This is a genomic window from Blastomonas sp. SL216 (assembly GCA_026625625.1).
Taxonomy (GTDB): domain Bacteria; phylum Pseudomonadota; class Alphaproteobacteria; order Sphingomonadales; family Sphingomonadaceae; genus Blastomonas.
Genome location: CP113055.1, coordinates 2,941,985 through 2,960,182 on the forward strand (window position 1 = coordinate 2,941,985; position 18,198 = coordinate 2,960,182).

The following is an 18,198-nucleotide window of genomic DNA, read 5'->3' on the forward strand; positions in this document are numbered from 1 at the left end:
CCGTCTTAACCGCGCAATTAAATTGCGATTGACGTTTACGTCAACGGCGCGCTAGACCTTGCAACGCTGCCGCGCGGCATGAATCGTGCGGACGAAGATTCACCGGAGAGAAGCCATGTCGCTCGATGCCCTTGCCCGCACCGCCTATACGCCCGATCACGAGGCCTTCCGCCAGACCGTCCGCCGCTTCATGCAGGAAGAGGTCGCCCCGAATGCGGTGAAATGGGACGAGGAAAAGATTGTTCCACGTGAAATCTGGCCCAAGGCAGGTGAGCTTGGCATGCTGTGCCCCACCGTGCCGGAAGAATATGGCGGCCTGGGCCTCGACTTCGGCTACAACGCCATCGTCAATGAGGAAGCTGCCTATTTCGGCGGATCGCCGCTCGGCTTCTCGCTGCAGTCGGACATCGTGGTCAATTATCTGGTCCAGTACGGGTCGGAAGAGCAGAAGCAGAAGTGGCTGCCGCGCCTCGTTTCGGGCGAGACGATCACCGCGATCGCGATGACCGAGCCGGGCACGGGCTCTGACCTTCAGGGCATCCGCACCACCGCCAAGAAGGACGGCAATCACTACGTCATCAACGGATCGAAGACCTATATCACCAACGGCCAGAATGCCGACCTGATCCTGGTGTGCGCCAAGACCGATACCGAAGTGCAGCCCGCATGGAAGGGCGTGTCGATCATCCTCGTCGAAGCCGACCGCGAAGGTTTTGCGCGCGGCCGCAACCTCGACAAGATCGGCCAGGACGCTGCCGATACCTCGGAGCTGTTCTTCAACGATGTGCGCGTGCCGATGACCAACTGCCTTGGCGAAGAAGGCAAGGGCTTCATCTATCTGATGAGCGAGCTGCCGCAGGAGCGCCTGTCGATTGCGGTCTCGGCCCAGGCTTCGGCGCAAAAGGCCTATGACGATACCGTCGCCTTCGTGAAGGACCGCAAGGCCTTCGGCAAGACGGTGTTCGATTTCCAGAACACCCGCTTCGTGCTGGCCGACCTCAAGACCAAGCTGCAGGTAGGCTGGGCGCATCTCGACTGGGCGCTGAACCGCCACGCAACCAAGGAACTGACCGCCGTGGAAGGCGCAGCTGCCAAGCTGTGGCACACCGAACTGCAGTGGGAAATCATGGACAAGTGCCTGCAGCTGCACGGCGGCGCCGGTTACATGAACGAATATCCCATCGCCCGCGCCTGGCGCGGTGCGCGCGTGACGCGCATCTTCGGCGGCACCAATGAAATCATGAAGGAGCTGATCGGTCGCTCGCTCTGAGCGGCTGACAGGACCATTTGAATGCCCAGATCAGAATCCTGGCAGCGCGATCCGGAAAGCTATCCGTTCAGCACCGTAACCGAAACGCGCTTCCAGGATCTGGACCCGCTCGGCCATATCAACAATGTCGCGATGGCGGCGCTGTTCGAAAATGGCCGGGTCCGGTTCAACCGCAATCTGGGGCTGGAACGCCGCCAGCCCGGCGAACGCTGGCTGATTGCATCGGTGTCGATCGATTATGTGGCCGAAGCGCATTTCCCCGACCCGGTCGAGGTGATGAGCGGCATCGGACGGATCGGATCGTCGAGCTGGGACATCTATTCCGCTGCCTTCCAGCAGGGGGTATGCGTCGCCACCTGCGTCTCGACGCTGGTGCTCACCGACAAGAACGGCCCCAAGCCGATCCCGGAGCCGTTGCGCAAACGCTACGAAGAGCTGCTCGTGCGCAAGACTGCGGGTTGAAAAAAGGCCGGAGCATCGCTGCTCCGGCCTTTTTGCTGTTACCAATAGGGCTGGACCTGCCAGTAATTGTAGACGCTCGACTGATAGTCGCGGTCATAGGCGCGGTCACGGTCGCTTTCGGAAAAGCGCGGCGCATCCTTGAGCTGATCGGCGGTGACGTTCACCAGATAGCCACCGAGTTCGGTGTCATAGCTCAGCTTCGACCAGGGCAGGCTGTGCAGTTCGCTGCCGATGCCCAGAAATCCGCCGACCGAGACGATGACGTCGGTCACGCGGCCTTCGCGCTTGCTGATCAGCATGTTGGTCACGCTGCCGATCTTCTCGCGGTCGGCGCCATAGACGGCGGTTCCGTCCACGCGATCACTGGAAATGGTGTCCTGCCCGCGCTCGAGCGTTTTGTCCTGCATGTTCATCCTGGGTCTCCTGTTGCTGTCCGCCGGATTGCCGTTTTTCGTTGAGGGGGAAATCAGGCTGCTGACCGGACCAAGAGGCGGTTTGGGGGCGGCCCGGCCAGCACAGCATCAAGGGATGACCGGCCAAAGCGTTGCTCGAGTCGTCGCATTCCAGCCCTTGACTGCCGACACGCTTCTGTTTTTCAACCAGCTCGGCTAGGCTTGGCCAGTGCAGCCGACAGGGCTGAAGGGTTCAGCGGCGCGAGAGAGGATGGCTTGGTGACGGGGCAGGCGGATGACGGCGGTGCGGAAGGGACGCTGCGCGACTGGATGCAGTCCGGCCTGTTCGCGGGCGTCGACCAGGCCGCCATCGATGCGCTGAGCCAGCGCGCGCAGCGGCTGGAGTTGGCCGCAGGCAGCCTGTTGGTGCGCCAGGGCGACCCGGCGGATTCGCTCTATTTCCTCGAAACCGGACGCCTGCGCGTACTGATCGAAACGCCGACCGGCACCAAGGCGGTCGCGCAGATCGAGGCGGGCGAACCGGTCGGCGAACTTGCCTTTTTCGGCGGAGGAACCCGGACGGCGACGCTGCAGGCCAGCCGCGACAGCCTGGTCATGGTGCTCGACCGTGACAGCTATGATGCCGTTGTCGCCGCCTATCCGCAGCTGGTTCCTGCCATACTGACCGCCGTGACGCAGCGGCTTGCCGCCGTCACCGCCAAGACGCCGCCGATGGAAGCGCGGCTGCCGCGCGTGATTGCGGTGGTTCCCTGCGGCGCGAGCCGGGTCGATCCGATGCTGCTCCAGCGGCTGACCGACACGATCCGCGCTACCGTGCCCGATGACCGGCAGGTCATGCTGGTGCGCGAAAGCGATGTGCCGCCGGGCCCCGCCAGCGCCTATCAGGCCTGGCTGCGCGAGCATGAGGCACGGCGCGGCTATCTGCTGATCGATGCCTCGGGCGACCCCGAATGGGGATCGCTGGTCTGCCGCAATGCCGATGGCCTGCTGATGATCGCAGAGGCGGGCGCGAGTCCGGCGATGAACCCGCTGGAACTGGCGGGCTGCGCGGCGATCGAGCCGCCCAACCGCACGCTGCTGATGATCCGCGGGTCCGCCGAGCAACCGATCCGCGGGACCGCCGCCTGGCTGGCGGGGCGCGATCCGCATCTGCACCATCATGTCGCGCTCGACAGTGAGGCCGATCTGGCCCGCGTCGCGCGCTTTCTCACCGGACGCGCGGTCGGGCTGGTGCTGGCGGGTGGCGGCGCACTGGGCTGCGCTCATCTGGGCATCGTACGCGGATTGCAGCAGGCAGGCGTACCGATCGACCTGATCGGCGGCACCAGCGCCGGCGCGGCCATGGGCGCGGCGATCGCGCAGGGCCTGTCGGTGCCGCAGACGCTCGCCCAGATGGAAGCGATGTTCATCGGGGCCAAGGCGATGCGGCGCTTTACCGTGCCGATCCATTCGCTGCTCGACCCGGCGGTGTTCGATGCCGAGCTCGAGGCGCGCTATGGCAATGCCGATATTGCCGACCAGCCGATCAACTTCTTTGCCATTTCGACCAACCTGTCGACCAACGACCTGCACGTCCACCGCCGCGGCGCGCTCTGGCACGCGGTGCGCGCCTCGGGATCGCTGCCCACCATCCTGCCGCCGTTCATCGATGGTGATGGCAATATCCTGGTCGATGGCGGGGTGCTGGACAATGTGCCGGTGATGACGATGCGCGCGCTCAAGTCCGGGCCCAATATCGTCGTCACGCTGGGCGAGGCGGGGCAGGTATGGCGGATCAAGGCGGCCTATCAGTCGCTCAGGCGGCGCGGGCAGCTGATCCGCGACCTGTTGCTGCGGCGCAAGTCGGACAGCGACTTTCCCTCGATCGTCGAGATCATGCAGCGCTCGATGGTGGTCGCCAGCCGGATCGCATCGCGAACTATGCTGCGCGAGGGCGACATATTGCTGAGTCCGCCGATCGTGCCGGGCATGCAGATTCTCGACTGGCATCTTGGCCGCAAGCAGGCCGACCAGGCGGCGCGCTATGTCGAACAGCAGGTTGCGTCGCATCCCGACCTTCAGGCGCTGATCAACCAGCCAGGCTGATCATGGCGCGCCTGAATGGCCCTTCCCCACCGCTCAGGCGGTCGGGTCGAGCTTTTCGGCGACCTTTTCGGTATGGTGCCTGGGCAGCGCGATCATCCACAGGATGAACAGCGCAAAGCACAGGCAGATCGCGTTGGGGATGATCAGCGCCCATTCGCCCTTGAGCAGCCCGAAGCTGGTCCATGCGGCAAAGGCCAGCGTGGTCAGCGCGAACATGCCCAGCGAAAGCCCCTTGGTCGAACGGCTGTGGATGATCTTCCACGCCTGCGGGGTAAAGCTGGCCACCGAGGCACAGGCGCCGATCGTGCCGGCAATGGCGATCCAGTCTATGGTCATGCGATCTCCAACGGCTCAATCGCCAACCGGTTGCGGTTGAATGCCCCGCGCCCGCCCGGTCGGGTTCAGACATGATTCTAGAACAGCGGCTGATAGTTTACCTGATCGGCCAGCTCCGCCCGATCGGGGATCTCGAGGCGACCCTGGATCAGCCGGATCACGCCATCGGCCCGCATCTGCTGTAGCGTGCGGTTGACGTGCACCGACGAGATGCCGACCAGATCGGCCAGCAGCTCCTGGGTCAGCGGCATGTGATAGCCATCCGCATCACCCTGGCCCCGCATCGCCAGCCGCTCGCCCAGTTCGAGGAAAAGATGCGCCATGCGCTCGTATGCGTTGAGGCAGCCCAGGCGGAAGATGCTGTTCTCCAGCTGCCGCTCGATCAGCGCGCATTCCATTTCCACCACCTCGACCTCGGGCAGCGAGCTGAATTCGATCAGCGCCAGACGGCTGATCGACATCACCGCATGATAGAAGCTGGGCTGGCTGCTGCGCCACACACCGATGATCTCGCCGGGCAGATACAGGTTGGTCAGCTGGCGACGGCCATCAAAGGTGATGCGGTATCCGGCGGCCCAGCCTTCCAGCACCAGCCGCGGGCGGACCACGGTATCGCCCTGCTGGATGAAGTCGCAGCGCGGTTCGACCGAGCTGGAACATTGTCGGATGTGAGCCGGTGACGCGATCGGCACGCTCGCATAAAGATTCATGGTTGGCGACTTTCTGGTTATCCCTCCAGCGACAACCTTTCAGTCCGGGCGCATCGAGTCCTTATACTGGTTTATGTTGGTGCGGGATTCGCGACGGACCGAAAAGAACGGGCGGGGATCTTGCCCTCGCAACCGTTTGAAATTCAAATGCAATGAACTCGCGTGCCGTTGCGGCCCTGCCGGTCTTTCCAAAGTCCCAGGGCGAATCGGCGGGCGGCCCCGGAACGCCTTGTGCCGGGGCCGCCCTTGTTCAGATGACCGATGCGCTGGGGTGGTTCGTCGTCATATGGGCCGCGTTGCCGATGGGCTCCTCGCGACGCAGCTTGCGGGGAATGGTGTTGAGCCGGGGTGCGGGCATGGCCAGGCTGATCAGCGCACCTGCCAGCGGCGCACCCATGATCCACAGCGCCAACAGCGGAAAGCCTAGAAAATCGGTCATTGCTATTTCTCCAAAGGGCCGGGGCGGGGTGTCCCGGCGCAATGGTGCCAGGCTCGTCCAGTATGCGCCGCTGCCCAATAACATGGGTCAGCAACGGACCGATTTGCGCTCCCGCAGGCCAGATTGCGGTAGCTTCACCAGAATCAGACTGCTCCGGTGCGCGCTCAGTGCATCGACTCGCTTCATCAGCCAGACCCAAGACGCTCGGATAATTGGCGCGCGGCCTGCCGTTGGCGAACAACCGCAAAGGCCGTGCCATGACCGACCCGCACCGGACCGGTCATGGCGGATTCGATGTGTTCAGACCGCGAGCGCGACCAGTTCGGGACGCGGCAGGCCTTCGGCCTTGGCCTGTTTCTGCAGCTGCTTTTTCAGCTCGACCATCTGCGCACCGAGCGCGACCAGATCGATATCGGCCTTGCGCGCCTGCGCGAACATGCTGCCGCGCTGCCGCTCTTCCTCATAGACATGATGCTCGACCTGCTCTTTCAGCACGCTGACCTTGGCATCATAATAGGCGTCGGACGGCGATCCCTGCTGCAGCGAGATGATCAGCGTCTTGGCGCTGTCATGCTCGACCTGCGCCTCGTCCATCATGTCGTCTTCCACCGCCTCGCGCACGGCGGGATAGAAGATCTGTTCCTCGACCATCGCATGGATGATCAGCTCCTCGCAGATCTGCTGGACGATCTTGCGCTGCGCCGCCTCGCCCCGGGCATTGTCGTATGTCTCGAACAGTGCCTCGACGGTGCGGTGATCGTCCGCCAGCATCTGCAGCGCATCGCGGCTAACCTTGGCCTGGGCCATATGCATCTCTCCTGTGTGCGTGAAAGGGCGGCGGCTCAGGCGAGCATCAGCCCGGCCATGTTCATCTCGCGGCTGAGCTTCTTGTTTTCCTCGTCGCTCAGGCGTGCGCGCAGCGCGGGGAACAGCTCGTTCTCCTCCTGGCGCATATGGTCGTCGAGCGCGGTGCGCAGGCGGCCCAGCGTCTCGCCAAAGGCCGCGTCGCCCTTTTCCATATGGCCAAGCTCATAGAGCATCGCCTTGACCTCGCCATGGTCGCTGTTCAGCGCATCGGCAACCTGGCCATTCTCGCCGCGGCGCAGCACGGGATAGATGACATTTTCCTCCTGCATCGCGTGCTTGGCGATCATGTGCGTGAGGTTCATCAGCAGCATGGCGCGGCGATCCGTCTGCTCGGGCGAAAGCTGTTCGAGCTTGTCGATCACGGCGAGCGTCGCCTTGTGTTCCTTGATCAGCCCCTCGCACCAGTCGTGCGCCATGGCCGTGGGGGCCTGGACCGCCATCTTGCGGCCGAGATTGGCGATGGCGGCAACGCCTGCGGTGATCAGCAGGCCCTTGACCGAGCTGCCCAGAATGGAGCTGCCACCCTGGCCGTTATGGGTTCGCGAATGTGCCATATGTGTGCTTCCTCATGATGATGCCGCCGATTCGGGGAAGGACGGCCTGAACCTCCGTGTCGCCCATCCGCCGCGCGCGCGCACATGCCTATGTTAACGCCTGCGCCGGCTGATGGCGCCGAGCGTGCCGTGCGGGACGCGATCGCGCGCGGCACGGGCGACAAGGTGAGGTGAGCGGATGGAAGGCGGCGCTGCCCGCCTAGCGCGAACGGCGGCCCAGCCCGGCGATCAGCGCGGCCATGGCGGCAAAATCGGGGTGCGACAGCGGCTTTTCAAAGCGCGGCACATGGCGCAGGCCCTCGCTGATCGGGTCTTCGCCATAGCCGGTGCAGAAGACGTAGGGCACCCCGTCCGCCTCGAGCCGCTGGGCAAAGGGGAAGATCAGCGCGCCGCGCAGGTTGATGTCCAGCACCGCAGCATCGATATCGAGTGTGCGTTCGTAAAGCGCATGCGCGCCGTCGATCGTGGCTGCCGGCCCGATGACCTTGGCACCTAGCGACAGCAGGCGGCGTGAAAAGTCGTCGGCAATCAGAAAATCGTCTTCCACGACCATCACGCGGAACCCGCGCAGTAAGGCATCGTGGGCGGACGGATAATGCATTGATCACTCTGGATTTTTGGACCGGACGAACCGTCAGGTCAGGCTATGCAACATACCCGTGAGACGTGCGTAAGTTCCGCCAAGACCCCCTTTTGCCAGACCCGATGGAGGGCACTCGCCTTGACGCCCCACGTCACCTACAAGCTGCGCGGCTTCGGCCAGCTGAAAGGCTGTTCGGAACAGTGGCTGGCAGAGCTGGCGCGCAACGATGTCCGCCCGGTCCCGCCGCGGGTCGATCTGCTGCGACAGGGGGAATGCACCGGGCCGCTGCACCTGCTGCTCGAAGGCTGGGCGATCCGCTACAAGACGCTCGAGGATGGCAGGCGGCAGATCCTCTCGGTGCTGCTGCCCGGCGACATTTTCGACATTAACGGGCATCTCGCCAATTCGATGGACCACAGCATAGCGACGCTGACAGCGGTGCGGCTGTCGGTGCTTGGCGATGACTTTCTGGACGTTGCCCGCGCGCGCCACCCCGATCTGGAAAAGCTGTTGTGGTGCGACATGCACGTCTCTGCCGCGACCCAGCGCGAACGCTCGACCTCGCTCGGGCAGCGCACGGCGCGCGAGCGCATGGCGCATCTGCTGTGCGAGCTGTTCGTCCGGCAAAGATCGGTCCGGCTCGCCTCGGGCAAGACTTGCGCCTTTCACCTCACCCAGACCGAGCTGGCCGAAGCGCTGGGCATGACCCCGGTCTATGTCAACCGCACCCTGCAGGATCTGCGCCGCGACGGCGTGATCCAGCTCGAACAGAAAGCCCTGACCGTGAACGATCTGCCGCGCCTGGCGGCGCTGGCGCTGTTTGATCCCGGTTATCTGAAGATCTGCGATGCCGATGGCGGAACAGGTTCGCACAAGGAGAATGCTGATGCCGTCTAGCTGGTCCGGCCCGGTCCAGACCCTCAACCATTTCATCGCGACACTGCCACTGCTGGTCTGGCGGGCGGGGCGCGAGGGCAAATGGCTGTGGGCGAGTCCGCAATGGGAAGCGTTTACCGGCCAGCGCGAGGCCGATTATATCGGCGATGGCTGGCTGGACGTGGTGCATCCCGACGACCGGGACGCGGCGCAGACCGCCTGGACTCGCGCGTCCGACCGCCACAGTTTCGAGGTCGATTTCCGCATCCGGCGCGCGGAAGATCAGCTCTACTACTGGCACACCACTCGCGCCGGACCAGTGTTCGACGATGATGGGACGCTGCTGGAATGGCTGGGCACCTCGACCGATATCGACGACCTGAAACGACTGCGCGACCAGGAGCGGTCGCTGCTGGGGGAGTTGCAGCACCGCGTGCGCAACACGCTGGGCGTGGTGCGTGCGCTGTCGCGGCGGACCGCAGATCATTGCGACACGATCGAGGAATTCGTGCTGAAATTCGACGGGCGGCTCAACACCTTTGCCCGCACCCAGTCGCTCTCCACCCGCTCAGCCACGGGCCAGGTCAATCTTGCCGATCTGGTGCATGACGAACTGCTGAGCCATCACTTGCGCGATGAAACGCAGGTCAGCGCCGAAGGACCCGACATCATGCTGGGGGTCAAGGCCGCCAACATGCTGGGCCTGGCCATTTATGAACTGGCGAGCCATGCGGTGACCTTTGGCGGCAAGGACAGTCCGCCGCCGCGGCTCGCCATCCGCTGGGGCATCGATCAGAGCGCAGCGAAGCCGATGCTGACTCTCAACTGGCGGGAGGAAGGCCGCAATCTGGCGGACCCGGAAGCGGCGCTGGGTGCCCTGGCTCGCGATTTCCTGGAGCGGGCGCTGCGCTATGAAACCGATGCGGAGACCCGGATGGAGACGCTGCCCGGCGGGCTTGTCTTCGATGTGCGCATGCCGCTGTCGCGCGCGCAGGACCGTGACAGCTGACCGGCAGAATATGCGCATTCATGCACGCTTACCAACCCATGTGATGATCGCGCCAGGTGCGCGGTGCTAGCCCGGCTGCCGACACGGTGCCTTCACCTCCCCCCGACGCGCCTTGAGCGGCACCGTGTCACTTGGCCGGCACCACGGGCGAGACCATGCAGCCCATGGGCTTGCGGCCCTTTAGCCAGGTGGCAGCACATGATCCGCCAGCGCGCGCCACGCATCGGCCTTGGCGGCAAGATCGAGCGTGTGCGCCGGGCTGCTAGAGGGCAATGCGATGATCGGCAGATCGTGGCCTTGCAGCGCCCGCGCCGCGCCCCTGGCTGATAGCGCCCCGTTGCAAGCCACCGCGCGCAGATCGGGCAGGCGTGCCACCAGCGGTGCAAGCGGATTGGGCGCAGCCTCGCGGATGTCGCCATCCAGGCTCGAGCCCCGCCGCGCCGAGGCGATGACGTCCCAGAGCCCGATTCCCCGCGCGCCGAGCCGCGCCAGCCGCAGCGGATAGTCTTGCCCGACCAGCGATTCGCCGGTCACCACCTCCATCAGCCGCCAGAATTGGTTGCGCGGATGCCCGTAATATTGCGCCGCCGCCAGCGATGCGCGGCCGGGCAGGCTGCCCAGCACCAGCAGCGTGCACCGGTCCGGGATGATCGGCGGCAGGCCCGCAAGCCGCGCGGTTCCGGTCACGCCAGATCGAGCCGGCTGACCTGCTGACCGATCGCGAAGACTCGCTTGCCCCGGCCTGACGCGACGACGCGGATCTTGTTGACGGCAGGCCCCATCGCATCGACCCTTGACCAGCTCGCCCCGCCATCGCGCGTTTCGAAACCGCACGCACGCGTCCCCACCCAGCCATGCTGCGCATCGGCAAAACCGATGCCGAAGGTGCGGGTATTGGGATCGCGCGTCAGCTCGATCTCCTGCCAGCTCGCGCCGCCATCGGTCGTCTTGATCACCAGCCGCACCGGGTTGCTGTCGTCATAGGATTGCACCGTGGCATAGCCGACCAGCGGCGTGGGGAAGCTCATCTTCCAGATATTCTCGAACCTGCGGGCCCCGCGATAGGCCTGTTGCCAGCTCTTGCCGCCATCGCTGGTGCGCAGGATCAGCGCCTGGCCCTGCTCGACATCGGCCGATGTGCTCGCACAGACGAGGCCGCTTCGCGAATCGTGGAAATGCACGTCGAGGATCATGCCTGCCTGCGCGCTCAGATCGATCGTCTGCCAGCTTTCGCCGCCATCATCGGACCGCAGCACAAAGGCGGGGCCACCGACCCGACCTGCAGCATGGATGACCGGAATATTGCGGGTTTCGCCCTGGAATATGCGCCGCTGCGGCAGGATATGGATGGCGCAGATGCCGCCATTGGCCGGAAACCCGCTGACCGGCACCGGCGTCCAGCTCCTACCCCCGTCGCGCGTGCGATAGAGCGGGTTCTGGTCGGTGACGCCGGGATAATAGCCGGTACCGACATTGCCCAGAAAGCCATTGTCCGAATCGACAAAGCCCAATGCGCGAATGAAGGTGCCCGGCTGATCCCACAGCTTTTCCCAGCTCTCCCCGCCGTCGCGCGTGCCATAGAGCTTGCCGGTGCCATTGCCGTACCAGGCCATCTGGCCGCCGGGCAGCGCCGACAGATCGTCCTGCTTGCCCTTGAAGGGTTCGGTGGGAAGCATCGCCCATCCCGGCGCTGAGGGGACCGCCGCCGGGGCGGCCCAGAGCCGCGCGGGCAGCGCGAGCGATGCGGCCAGCCCCAACGCAGATCGGCGCGACCAGACGGGTCCGCAGGACAAGGCAAGGTCATCGGGAAAACGGGTCATGGTCGATCCTCCACTGCCAAGGGTGCAGGCCGACGGTGATGGCAGGAATCGCTGCGTGCCAGGGTTTTTCGACAGATGGCATGGCCGATGGCCAGGGGCTGGCGAGCGGTGCGGGCCGGGTCCGGATCAACGATGACGGGAAGTGGATGCCCCCCAAGGATTCGAACCTTGATTAACGGAGTCAGAGTCCGTGGTCTTACCATTAGACGAAGGGGCAATGGAGCGGTCGCAATTAGGCGCGTCGGCAGAGTCGGTCAAGACCCAAATCGCGGCGAATCGGTGCGATGCTTGCGCATTCACCGCATATTGGCTAGCCTTGGCCTCAAGTACCGGCGAAGCGTGGACATTTTGGCCATGCGGGCATGCCCGGATGAGAAAAAGAGCGATTTGGCATGGTGGATCGACCCACATCCATGCCGCAGGCCGACCCTTCGGCACCCGTCCCTTCCGAAGGGGCCAAGGTTGCCAAGGATCTGGCAAAACCCGCCAGGAATGGCCGGAATGCGGCAAGACAGCGAGGCAGGCAGCAGGCCGTGGCTCAACCCGGCAAGCGCAATGCGAATCCCTCCACTGGCGGACAACCGCGAATCGCAGAGAAGATCGCCGGCAAACCCCCCGGTGATCGGGGCGGCTGGAACGCCCGGCGCGCCTATGCCGCCATCGACCTCGGCACCAACAATTGCCGGCTGCTGATCGCCAAGCCCGCAGCGGACGGCTTTGTCGTCGTCGATGCCTTTTCGCGCGTCGTGCGGCTCGGCGAAGGGCTGGGCCAGAGCGGACGGCTGAGCGATGCGGCGATGGACCGCGCGGTTGCCGCGCTCTCGATCTGCGCCGACAAGCTGCGCCGCCGCCATGTCGCGCTGGCACGATCGGTCGCGACCGAGGCCTGCCGCAAAGCGAGCAACGGCCCGGCATTCATTGATCGCGTGCGCCGCGAAACCGGCATCGTGCTCGACATCATCACGGCAGAAGAAGAGGCGCGGCTGGCCGTGCTGGGCTGCCATATCCTGCTCGAGCCCGGCGATGGCCCGGCGCTGATCTTCGATATCGGCGGGGGATCGACCGAACTTGTGCTGGTCGACAGTTCCGGCCCCGTGCCCGACATTCTGGACTGGATGAGCGTGCCCTGGGGCGTGGTGACGCTGACCGAAAGCGAGCGATTCGATGCCGATGACCCACAGGAACGCGCCGCCGCCTATGCACGAATGCGCGACCGGGTGATGCAGGGTTTTGCGCCCTTTGCCAGCCGCCTGCCGCACCTGCCCGATGCCGACCGGCGGCTGCTGGGCACCAGCGGCACGGTGACGACTTTGGCCAGCCTGCATCTCGACCTGCCCTGTTACAACCGCGACGCGATCGACGGGCTGATCGTGCCGTCCGAATCGATGCGCGCGATCAGCACCCGGCTGGCGGGGATGAGCCTGCAGCAGCGGCGCGAACTGCCGTGCATCGGCAAGGAGCGCGCCGATCTGGTGGTGGCAGGCTGTGCGATCCTCGAATCGATTCTCGACATCTGGCCCGCATTGCGGCTGGGCGTTGCCGATCGCGGCATCCGCGAAGGCATTTTGCGCGCGCTGATGGGCCGCGACACCCCGCACCCCGCACCCGGCCCGGCGCGGTCTGCGCAGGAGCATCGCGCATGAGCAGCGACGGCAAGGACGGCAACTCGGGCAGCGGCTCTGGTAACGGCTCGGGCAAGGGTAGCGGCGGCGGCGGCGGTGGCAAGATCCCCGGGGACAGCCGGCGCAAGGCGACCGGCAAATATGGCGACGGCCTGAAGCAGCGGGTGAAGACCGCGCGCGGGCGCACGGCATCGTCCAACCGCTGGCTTGAACGCCAGCTCAACGACCCCTACGTCCGCCGCGCCAAGGCGGAAGGCTATCGCAGCCGCGCGGTGTACAAGCTGACCGAGCTGGACGAGAAGTTCGCGCTGGTGCGCAAGGCGCGGTACGTCATCGATCTGGGCATTGCGCCGGGCGGCTGGTCGCAGCTGGTGCGCCGGGTCAACCCCAAGGCGGCGGTGGTCGGCATCGATCTGCTGCCGGTCGACCCGATCGAAGGCGTGACGATCTTCCAGATGGATTTCATGGCCGATGACGCGCCCGACAAGCTGATCGACGCGCTGGGCGCGCGCCCCGATCTGGTGCTGTCGGACATGGCCGCCAATACGGTCGGCCACAAGCAGACCGATCATCTGCGCACCATGGGCCTGGTCGAGGCGGCGGCGCATTTCGCGGTCGATCATCTGGTCGAAGGCGGCACATTCGTCGCCAAGGTGCTTGCCGGGGGGACGGACAACGATCTGCTCACCCTGCTCAAGCAGCATTTCAAGACGGTCAAGCACGCCAAGCCGCCGGCCAGCCGCAAGGGCAGCAACGAATGGTATGTCGTGGCGCAAGGCCGCAAGCCCAGGGCTGAATCCGTGGACAGGGACGACGCGTAACGGCCTTTGCCGGGGCGCGATAGCCTCGCAATGGAGGTTGTTTGTCGAAGGCCGGGCTTGTGATCGGCCCGCAATCGTGATTGCTGCGCCACCGGGGCGCTGAATTATCCGCCCAGACGCGCGGGGGCGGCATGATCAATCGCAATCTTCTGGTGCTCGCCTCGATCGTGTTCATCGACATGGCGGGCATCGGCCTGATCGTGCCGGTGATGCCGTCGCTGATCCAGTCGCTGACCGGTCAGGGGATCGATCACGCTGCGACCTGGGGCGGCTGGCTGCTGTTCACCTATGCGTTGATGCAGTTCCTGTTCGCGCCGGTCATCGGCGGGCTGAGCGACCGGTTCGGCAGGCGGCCCGTGCTGCTGGCCACGCTGGCGCTGCTGGGCATCGATTATGCGCTAATGGCCATGGCCCCGAGCCTCGCATGGCTGTTTGCCGGGCGGCTGATATCGGGCGTGATGGGTGCCAGCTATGCCGCCGCCAACAGCTGCATTGCCGACAGCATCCCTGCCGAACGGCGTGGCGCGGCGTTCGGCATGCTGGGCGGTGCGGGCGCGGCGGGCTTTGTGCTGGGCCCGGCCATTGGCGGGCTGATCGGCCAGTACGGCGATCGCCTTCCGTTTGTCGCAGCGGCCGTGCTGTGCGCGCTGGGCGCGGTTTTCGGCTGGCTGCGTTTCGAGGAGACGCTCGATCCGGCGCGTCGGCGGCGCTTCGATCCGTTCCGCTCCAACCCGCTCGGCACCATCGTCCGCATGGCGCGCATCCCGCTGGTCATCGGCTGCCTGGGTGCGATCTTCCTGATGCAGCTGGCCAGCCAGGCGCAGCTTTCGGTCTGGGCCTATTACGGCACCGCCAGGTTCGGTTGGACCCCGGCTGTCACCGGTGCGACCATTGCCCTGTTCGGGACATTGATGGTGCTCACCCAGGGCGTGCTTTCGGGCAGGATGATCGCATGGGCAGGGCCGGTGCGGACCGCGACGATCAGCCTCGCCTTTGCCGTGCCCTCCTTCCTGACGCTGGCCTTCGCGCCCAGCACGGGCGTGGTGATCCTGGGCATGGTCATCGGCTGCGTGCCGGGCTTGTGCTTCCCCGCGATGCAGCAGCTGATGAGCCCGCGCGTCGGCGAGGATGCCCAGGGCGAATTGCAGGGGGCGATTGCCAGCACGATCAGCATGACCGCGATCATCGGTCCGCCGCTGATGACCGGCGTGTTCGCCGCCTATGCCGACCGCGAAGGGCTGTACTTCCCCGGCGCGCCGTTCGTGCTGGCAGCAGGGCTGATGGTGGGGGCGGTCACGGTGCTGGCGATCACGCTGGCGCGCCATGCCCGGGACGAGGCTGCGGCCTGAAGCCAGCAAAAAACCCCGCCCGCACCAAGCGGACGGGGCTTTCTGGAACTCAGGCGACTGCGATCAGAAGCGGCCGCGCAGCGTGATGCCATAGGTGCGCGGTTCGCCCAGGAACGCCGAGAAGATCTGGCGACCACCGGGGAACTGCGGATCGACGAACGGTGCAGCGGTCGTACCGGCCTGGAACGGGCTGTTGAACGCGACCTGGGTGAAGTCCTCGTTGAACAGATTCTGTGCCCACAGCTCGATGGCCCATGCCTGATCGGGTCCGCGCACGCCGACACGGGCGTTGACCACGACGAAGCTCGGCTGTTCCTTTTGCGGGAACAGGTCCGACCCGGTGTTGAACGCATCGGTGACGCGGGTATCGACATAGAACAGGCCGGACAGGCCGCTGTCGCCGATATCGGGCGTCCAGGCCATCGATCCGGTCAGCGTCAGTTCGGGCGCGTTCGACAGGTTGTCGCCGGGCAGCTTGCGCAGCGCCGGATCGAGCGGCGCGCCGTTGCGGTTGCCGATCAGGTTGTTGCGATAGCTGGTATCGGCATAGGTCAGGCCGCCATTGACCGTGAAGGTCCGCGACGGACGGATCGAGGCTTCAAGCTCGACACCCTGGGCAACCACGCCATAGGTGACGTCGCCGGCGGCGCAGCCACCGGTTGCAGCGCTGAGGTCACGATCGGCACCATTGAGGTTGGTCGAGCAGCCGTTGACCGTCTGCACCAGGAAGACGGTGCCGTTGAAGGTGTTGAGCTGGAAATTCTCGAACTGCTGGCGGAACAGCGCGAGGTTGATGGTCAGCGGACCACTGGAATATTTCGCGCCCAGTTCGAAGGCATCGACGATTTCCTGATCGAACTGCAGGTTGCGCACCAGCGCCTGCGCACCGCCGACAGCAGCGAAGGTGGTGACCGGAGCGCCGCCCAGCGGAGCGACGACCGGGCCCTTGAGCGCCGAACGGTCGAGGTTGAAGCCGCCTGCCTTGTAGCCGCGCGAATAGCTGCCGTAGAGCAGCAGGTCGTCGGTGGGCTTCCACGACAGCACCGCGGTTCCGGTGAACTCGTTCTCGCTACGGCGATCGCGGATCGACACGCCGTTCAGTTCGGCGGTCGAGTTGCCCTGACAGCCCAGGCCGACCAGCGCACCCGCCAGCGCGCGGGCGGTGGCGTTGGGGCTGATCAGGTCATCGGTGAGCGATGCCTGCAGACGCGTACACACGGTATTGTCGTTGCTGAAGGTCGCGTTGAAGCGCTTGCGCTCGTTGGTGTAGCGCAGGCCGACCGTCAGATCGAGATTGTCGGTGATGTGGAAGATATTGTGCGTGAAGAACGCGAAGTTGCGGCTGTTCTGGAAATAGCGGTCGCTGATCGAACCGAGATTGTTCAGCGTGTCGAGCAGCGCGAAGCCATTGGCGATATCGGTGCCGGTCTGGCCGCCACCCGATGCTGCTGCCAGCGTCGCAGGGCCCACACCCGGTGCAACGCAGCCCGGCGAGGTCGGCGAATACAGGCCGGCAAGGCCGCCGCCCGAGATGATGCGGCAGGTCGCAAAGCGGCCATATTGATTGCCGAAGCGCAGATTGTCGCGCACCGTCAGGTCTTCATCGGCGAAATAGCCGCCGACCAGCCAGTCGAGCTTGCCGTCAAACGCTTCGCCCTGCAGGCGCAGTTCCTGGGTGAAGGTCTTGAACTGGCGGAACTGGGCGTCGGTATTGTCGGCGCGATAGAGAATATCAACCGCGCTATAGTCGGTGTCCGATGCCTGGCTGTTCTTGTAATAGCGATAGCCGGTGATCGAGGTCAGCGTCGCGCCGCCCATGTCCCAGTTCACTTCGAGCGACAGGCCGCCATCCTTGGTCTTGCCATTATAGGTGCGGCCGCGGGTAACGAACGCCTGGCGGCTGAACGGATCGTTGAACGAGGTGATCGGCTGGCCGAGATCGCGCAGCACGTTGATGATGTTGTTGCCGGATGTCTGGAGCGGCGCCAGCGGCGTCGACGGATTGTTCAGGTCACCGATCAGCGGGTTGAAATCGCGGCCCAGATAGACCGCGCCGCAGCAGCGTTCATCGCGGTTGGTATAGTCGGCGATGAAGCGGAACGAGACCGTGTCCACCGGCTCCCACAGCAGCTGACCCTTGACGAAATAGCGGTCGCGATTGTTCAGATCGATATTGTTGTTCACATCGCGCAGAAAGCCGTCGCGCTTTTCGTAGACGCCATCGAAACGGGCTGCCAGCGTCTCGCTGATCGGACCGGTAAGACCGCCTGCGAAGCGGATATTGTCGAAATTGCCATAGGTCGCTTCGCCAAAGCCGCCGAATTCGAATTCGGGCTTTTTGGAATAGACCGACAGGATACCGGCCGAGGCGTTGCGGCCGAACAGCGTGCCCTGCGGACCGCGCAGCACTTCCACCCGGTCAATCTCGCCCAGTTCGTTGAGGCCGATGCCCGAGCGCGAGCGGTAGACGCCGTCGATGAACACCGCGACCGAGCTTTCGAGGCCCGGATTGTCGCCCACCGTACCGATACCGCGGATACGCGCCGATCCGTTGGCCTCGTTGCCGGTCGAGGACACGAGCAGCGAGGGGACCACCTGGTTGAGCTGGCGGATGTCATTGGCGCCCGTGTTTTCCAGCGTCTCTGCGTTCACCGCCGAGACCGCGACCGGAACGTCGGACAGCAGCTGTTCGCGGCCCTGGGCCACGACGACGATGGTGTTGCTGTCGTTGATGCCTTCCTGATCCGTGTCCTGCGCCAGGGCCGGGCTGGCCATGGCGACAAGGCCGGCTGAAAGCATGAGGGACACACGGCTGGCTTTGCCGAAACGCATGGGCATATCTCTCTCCTGATTGTGGTCTCTCTGGCGGTCATCTGCCGCCTTGACGTGAACGTTAGACCAAAATCGGCGGGATTCCAGCGGTTGCGCGGGGTCTCCGCAAAAATGCAGGCGGTTGTCGCAGAAACGCAACACCAGTTATGC

At 64.9% G+C, this 18,198-nt stretch carries 19 protein-coding genes and 1 tRNA gene; 9 read left to right on the plus strand and 11 right to left on the minus strand.

All coding sequences use genetic code 11. The features are described from left to right. Nucleotides 1–115 precede the first annotated feature (115 nt). Entirely contained in the window at nucleotides 116–1,270 is a 1,155-nt protein-coding gene (locus OU999_13850; GenBank protein ID WAC22821.1) for an acyl-CoA dehydrogenase family protein, read from the plus strand. A gap of 21 nt (nucleotides 1,271–1,291) precedes the next feature. Further along, nucleotides 1,292–1,732, plus strand: a complete 441-nt coding sequence (locus OU999_13855; GenBank protein ID WAC22822.1) for a thioesterase family protein — start codon at nucleotides 1,292–1,294, stop codon at nucleotides 1,730–1,732. 38 nt (nucleotides 1,733–1,770) lie between these two features. Here the strand turns inward: OU999_13855 and OU999_13860 are convergent, their stop codons facing one another. Then, nucleotides 1,771–2,145 (minus strand): PRC-barrel domain-containing protein, encoded by a 375-nt coding sequence (locus tag OU999_13860; GenBank protein ID WAC22823.1) that lies wholly within the window; start codon nucleotides 2,143–2,145, stop codon nucleotides 1,771–1,773. 258 nt (nucleotides 2,146–2,403) lie between these two features. Between OU999_13860 and OU999_13865 the strand changes: the two genes are divergently transcribed. Then, complete coding sequence (locus tag OU999_13865) at nucleotides 2,404–4,230, plus strand: cyclic nucleotide-binding and patatin-like phospholipase domain-containing protein (protein WAC22824.1); 1,827 nt, start codon at nucleotides 2,404–2,406, stop codon at nucleotides 4,228–4,230. Nucleotides 4,231–4,263: 33 nt separating this feature from the next. On the opposite strand, the gene OU999_13870 is transcribed toward OU999_13865, so the two are convergent. The 6 genes from OU999_13870 to OU999_13895 all read right to left on the minus strand — a co-directional run bounded on the left by OU999_13870 (nucleotide 4,264) and on the right by OU999_13895 (nucleotide 7,737). Further along, on the minus strand, nucleotides 4,264–4,566 hold the full coding sequence (locus tag OU999_13870; protein WAC22825.1) for a SemiSWEET family transporter: 303 nt from the start codon (nucleotides 4,564–4,566) through the stop codon (nucleotides 4,264–4,266). Nucleotides 4,567–4,643: 77 nt separating this feature from the next. Further along, nucleotides 4,644–5,276, minus strand: a complete 633-nt coding sequence (locus OU999_13875; GenBank protein WAC22826.1) for a Crp/Fnr family transcriptional regulator — start codon at nucleotides 5,274–5,276, stop codon at nucleotides 4,644–4,646. Nucleotides 5,277–5,526: 250 nt separating this feature from the next. Beyond that, nucleotides 5,527–5,715, minus strand: a complete 189-nt coding sequence (locus OU999_13880; protein ID WAC22827.1) for a hypothetical protein — start codon at nucleotides 5,713–5,715, stop codon at nucleotides 5,527–5,529. A gap of 300 nt (nucleotides 5,716–6,015) precedes the next feature. Continuing rightward, the gene (locus OU999_13885) at nucleotides 6,016–6,522 is read right to left on the minus strand and encodes a hemerythrin domain-containing protein (protein WAC22828.1); all 507 of its coding nucleotides are present in this window, start codon (nucleotides 6,520–6,522) and stop codon (nucleotides 6,016–6,018) included. 35 nt (nucleotides 6,523–6,557) lie between these two features. Further along, a complete protein-coding gene (locus OU999_13890; protein ID WAC22829.1) occupies nucleotides 6,558–7,136 on the minus strand; it encodes a hemerythrin domain-containing protein in 579 nt (192 codons plus the stop codon). A 199-nt stretch (nucleotides 7,137–7,335) separates the two neighbouring features. Beyond that, nucleotides 7,336–7,737, minus strand: coding sequence for a response regulator (locus OU999_13895; GenBank protein ID WAC22830.1), 402 nt, complete (start codon nucleotides 7,735–7,737; stop codon nucleotides 7,336–7,338). Nucleotides 7,738–7,857: 120 nt separating this feature from the next. Between OU999_13895 and OU999_13900 the strand changes: the two genes are divergently transcribed. Both OU999_13900 and OU999_13905 read left to right on the plus strand, forming a co-directional pair. Further along, entirely contained in the window at nucleotides 7,858–8,616 is a 759-nt protein-coding gene (locus OU999_13900) for a Crp/Fnr family transcriptional regulator (protein ID WAC22831.1), read from the plus strand. After that, complete coding sequence (locus tag OU999_13905; GenBank protein WAC22832.1) at nucleotides 8,606–9,604, plus strand: PAS domain-containing protein; 999 nt, start codon at nucleotides 8,606–8,608, stop codon at nucleotides 9,602–9,604. Before OU999_13900 ends, OU999_13905 begins: the two co-directional genes overlap by 11 nt. Before the next feature lie 180 nt (nucleotides 9,605–9,784). On the opposite strand, the gene OU999_13910 is transcribed toward OU999_13905, so the two are convergent. Both OU999_13910 and OU999_13915 read right to left on the minus strand, forming a co-directional pair. Then, on the minus strand, nucleotides 9,785–10,291 hold the full coding sequence (locus OU999_13910; protein WAC22833.1) for a DNA-deoxyinosine glycosylase: 507 nt from the start codon (nucleotides 10,289–10,291) through the stop codon (nucleotides 9,785–9,787). Further along, nucleotides 10,288–11,424 carry a hypothetical protein gene (locus OU999_13915; protein WAC22834.1) on the minus strand — a complete coding sequence of 379 codons (1,137 nt, stop codon included), beginning with the start codon at nucleotides 11,422–11,424 and terminating at the stop codon, nucleotides 10,288–10,290. The genes OU999_13910 and OU999_13915 overlap by 4 nt, the downstream gene beginning before the upstream one ends. A gap of 38 nt (nucleotides 11,425–11,462) precedes the next feature. On the opposite strand from OU999_13915, the gene OU999_13920 reads away from it, so the two are divergent. Continuing rightward, entirely contained in the window at nucleotides 11,463–11,600 is a 138-nt protein-coding gene (locus tag OU999_13920) for a hypothetical protein (protein ID WAC22835.1), read from the plus strand. On the opposite strand, the gene OU999_13925 is transcribed toward OU999_13920, so the two are convergent. Then, nucleotides 11,568–11,641: transfer RNA gene (locus OU999_13925), tRNA-Gln, on the minus strand. The genes OU999_13920 and OU999_13925 overlap by 33 nt on opposite strands. 370 nt (nucleotides 11,642–12,011) lie before the next feature. Between OU999_13925 and OU999_13930 the strand changes: the two genes are divergently transcribed. From OU999_13930 to OU999_13940, 3 genes are all read left to right on the plus strand, one after another. Continuing rightward, nucleotides 12,012–13,067: a Ppx/GppA phosphatase family protein gene (locus OU999_13930; protein ID WAC25432.1), complete on the plus strand. Its 1,056-nt coding sequence runs from the start codon at nucleotides 12,012–12,014 to the stop codon at nucleotides 13,065–13,067. Then, on the plus strand, nucleotides 13,064–13,867 hold the full coding sequence (locus tag OU999_13935) for an RlmE family RNA methyltransferase (GenBank protein ID WAC22836.1): 804 nt from the start codon (nucleotides 13,064–13,066) through the stop codon (nucleotides 13,865–13,867). Before OU999_13930 ends, OU999_13935 begins: the two co-directional genes overlap by 4 nt. 131 nt (nucleotides 13,868–13,998) lie before the next feature. Further along, on the plus strand, nucleotides 13,999–15,216 hold the full coding sequence (locus tag OU999_13940) for an MFS transporter (protein WAC22837.1): 1,218 nt from the start codon (nucleotides 13,999–14,001) through the stop codon (nucleotides 15,214–15,216). 63 nt (nucleotides 15,217–15,279) lie between these two features. Here OU999_13940 and OU999_13945 read toward each other — a convergent pair whose 3' ends face one another. Next, entirely contained in the window at nucleotides 15,280–18,054 is a 2,775-nt protein-coding gene (locus tag OU999_13945) for a TonB-dependent receptor (protein ID WAC22838.1), read from the minus strand. Nucleotides 18,055–18,198 lie beyond the last annotated feature (144 nt).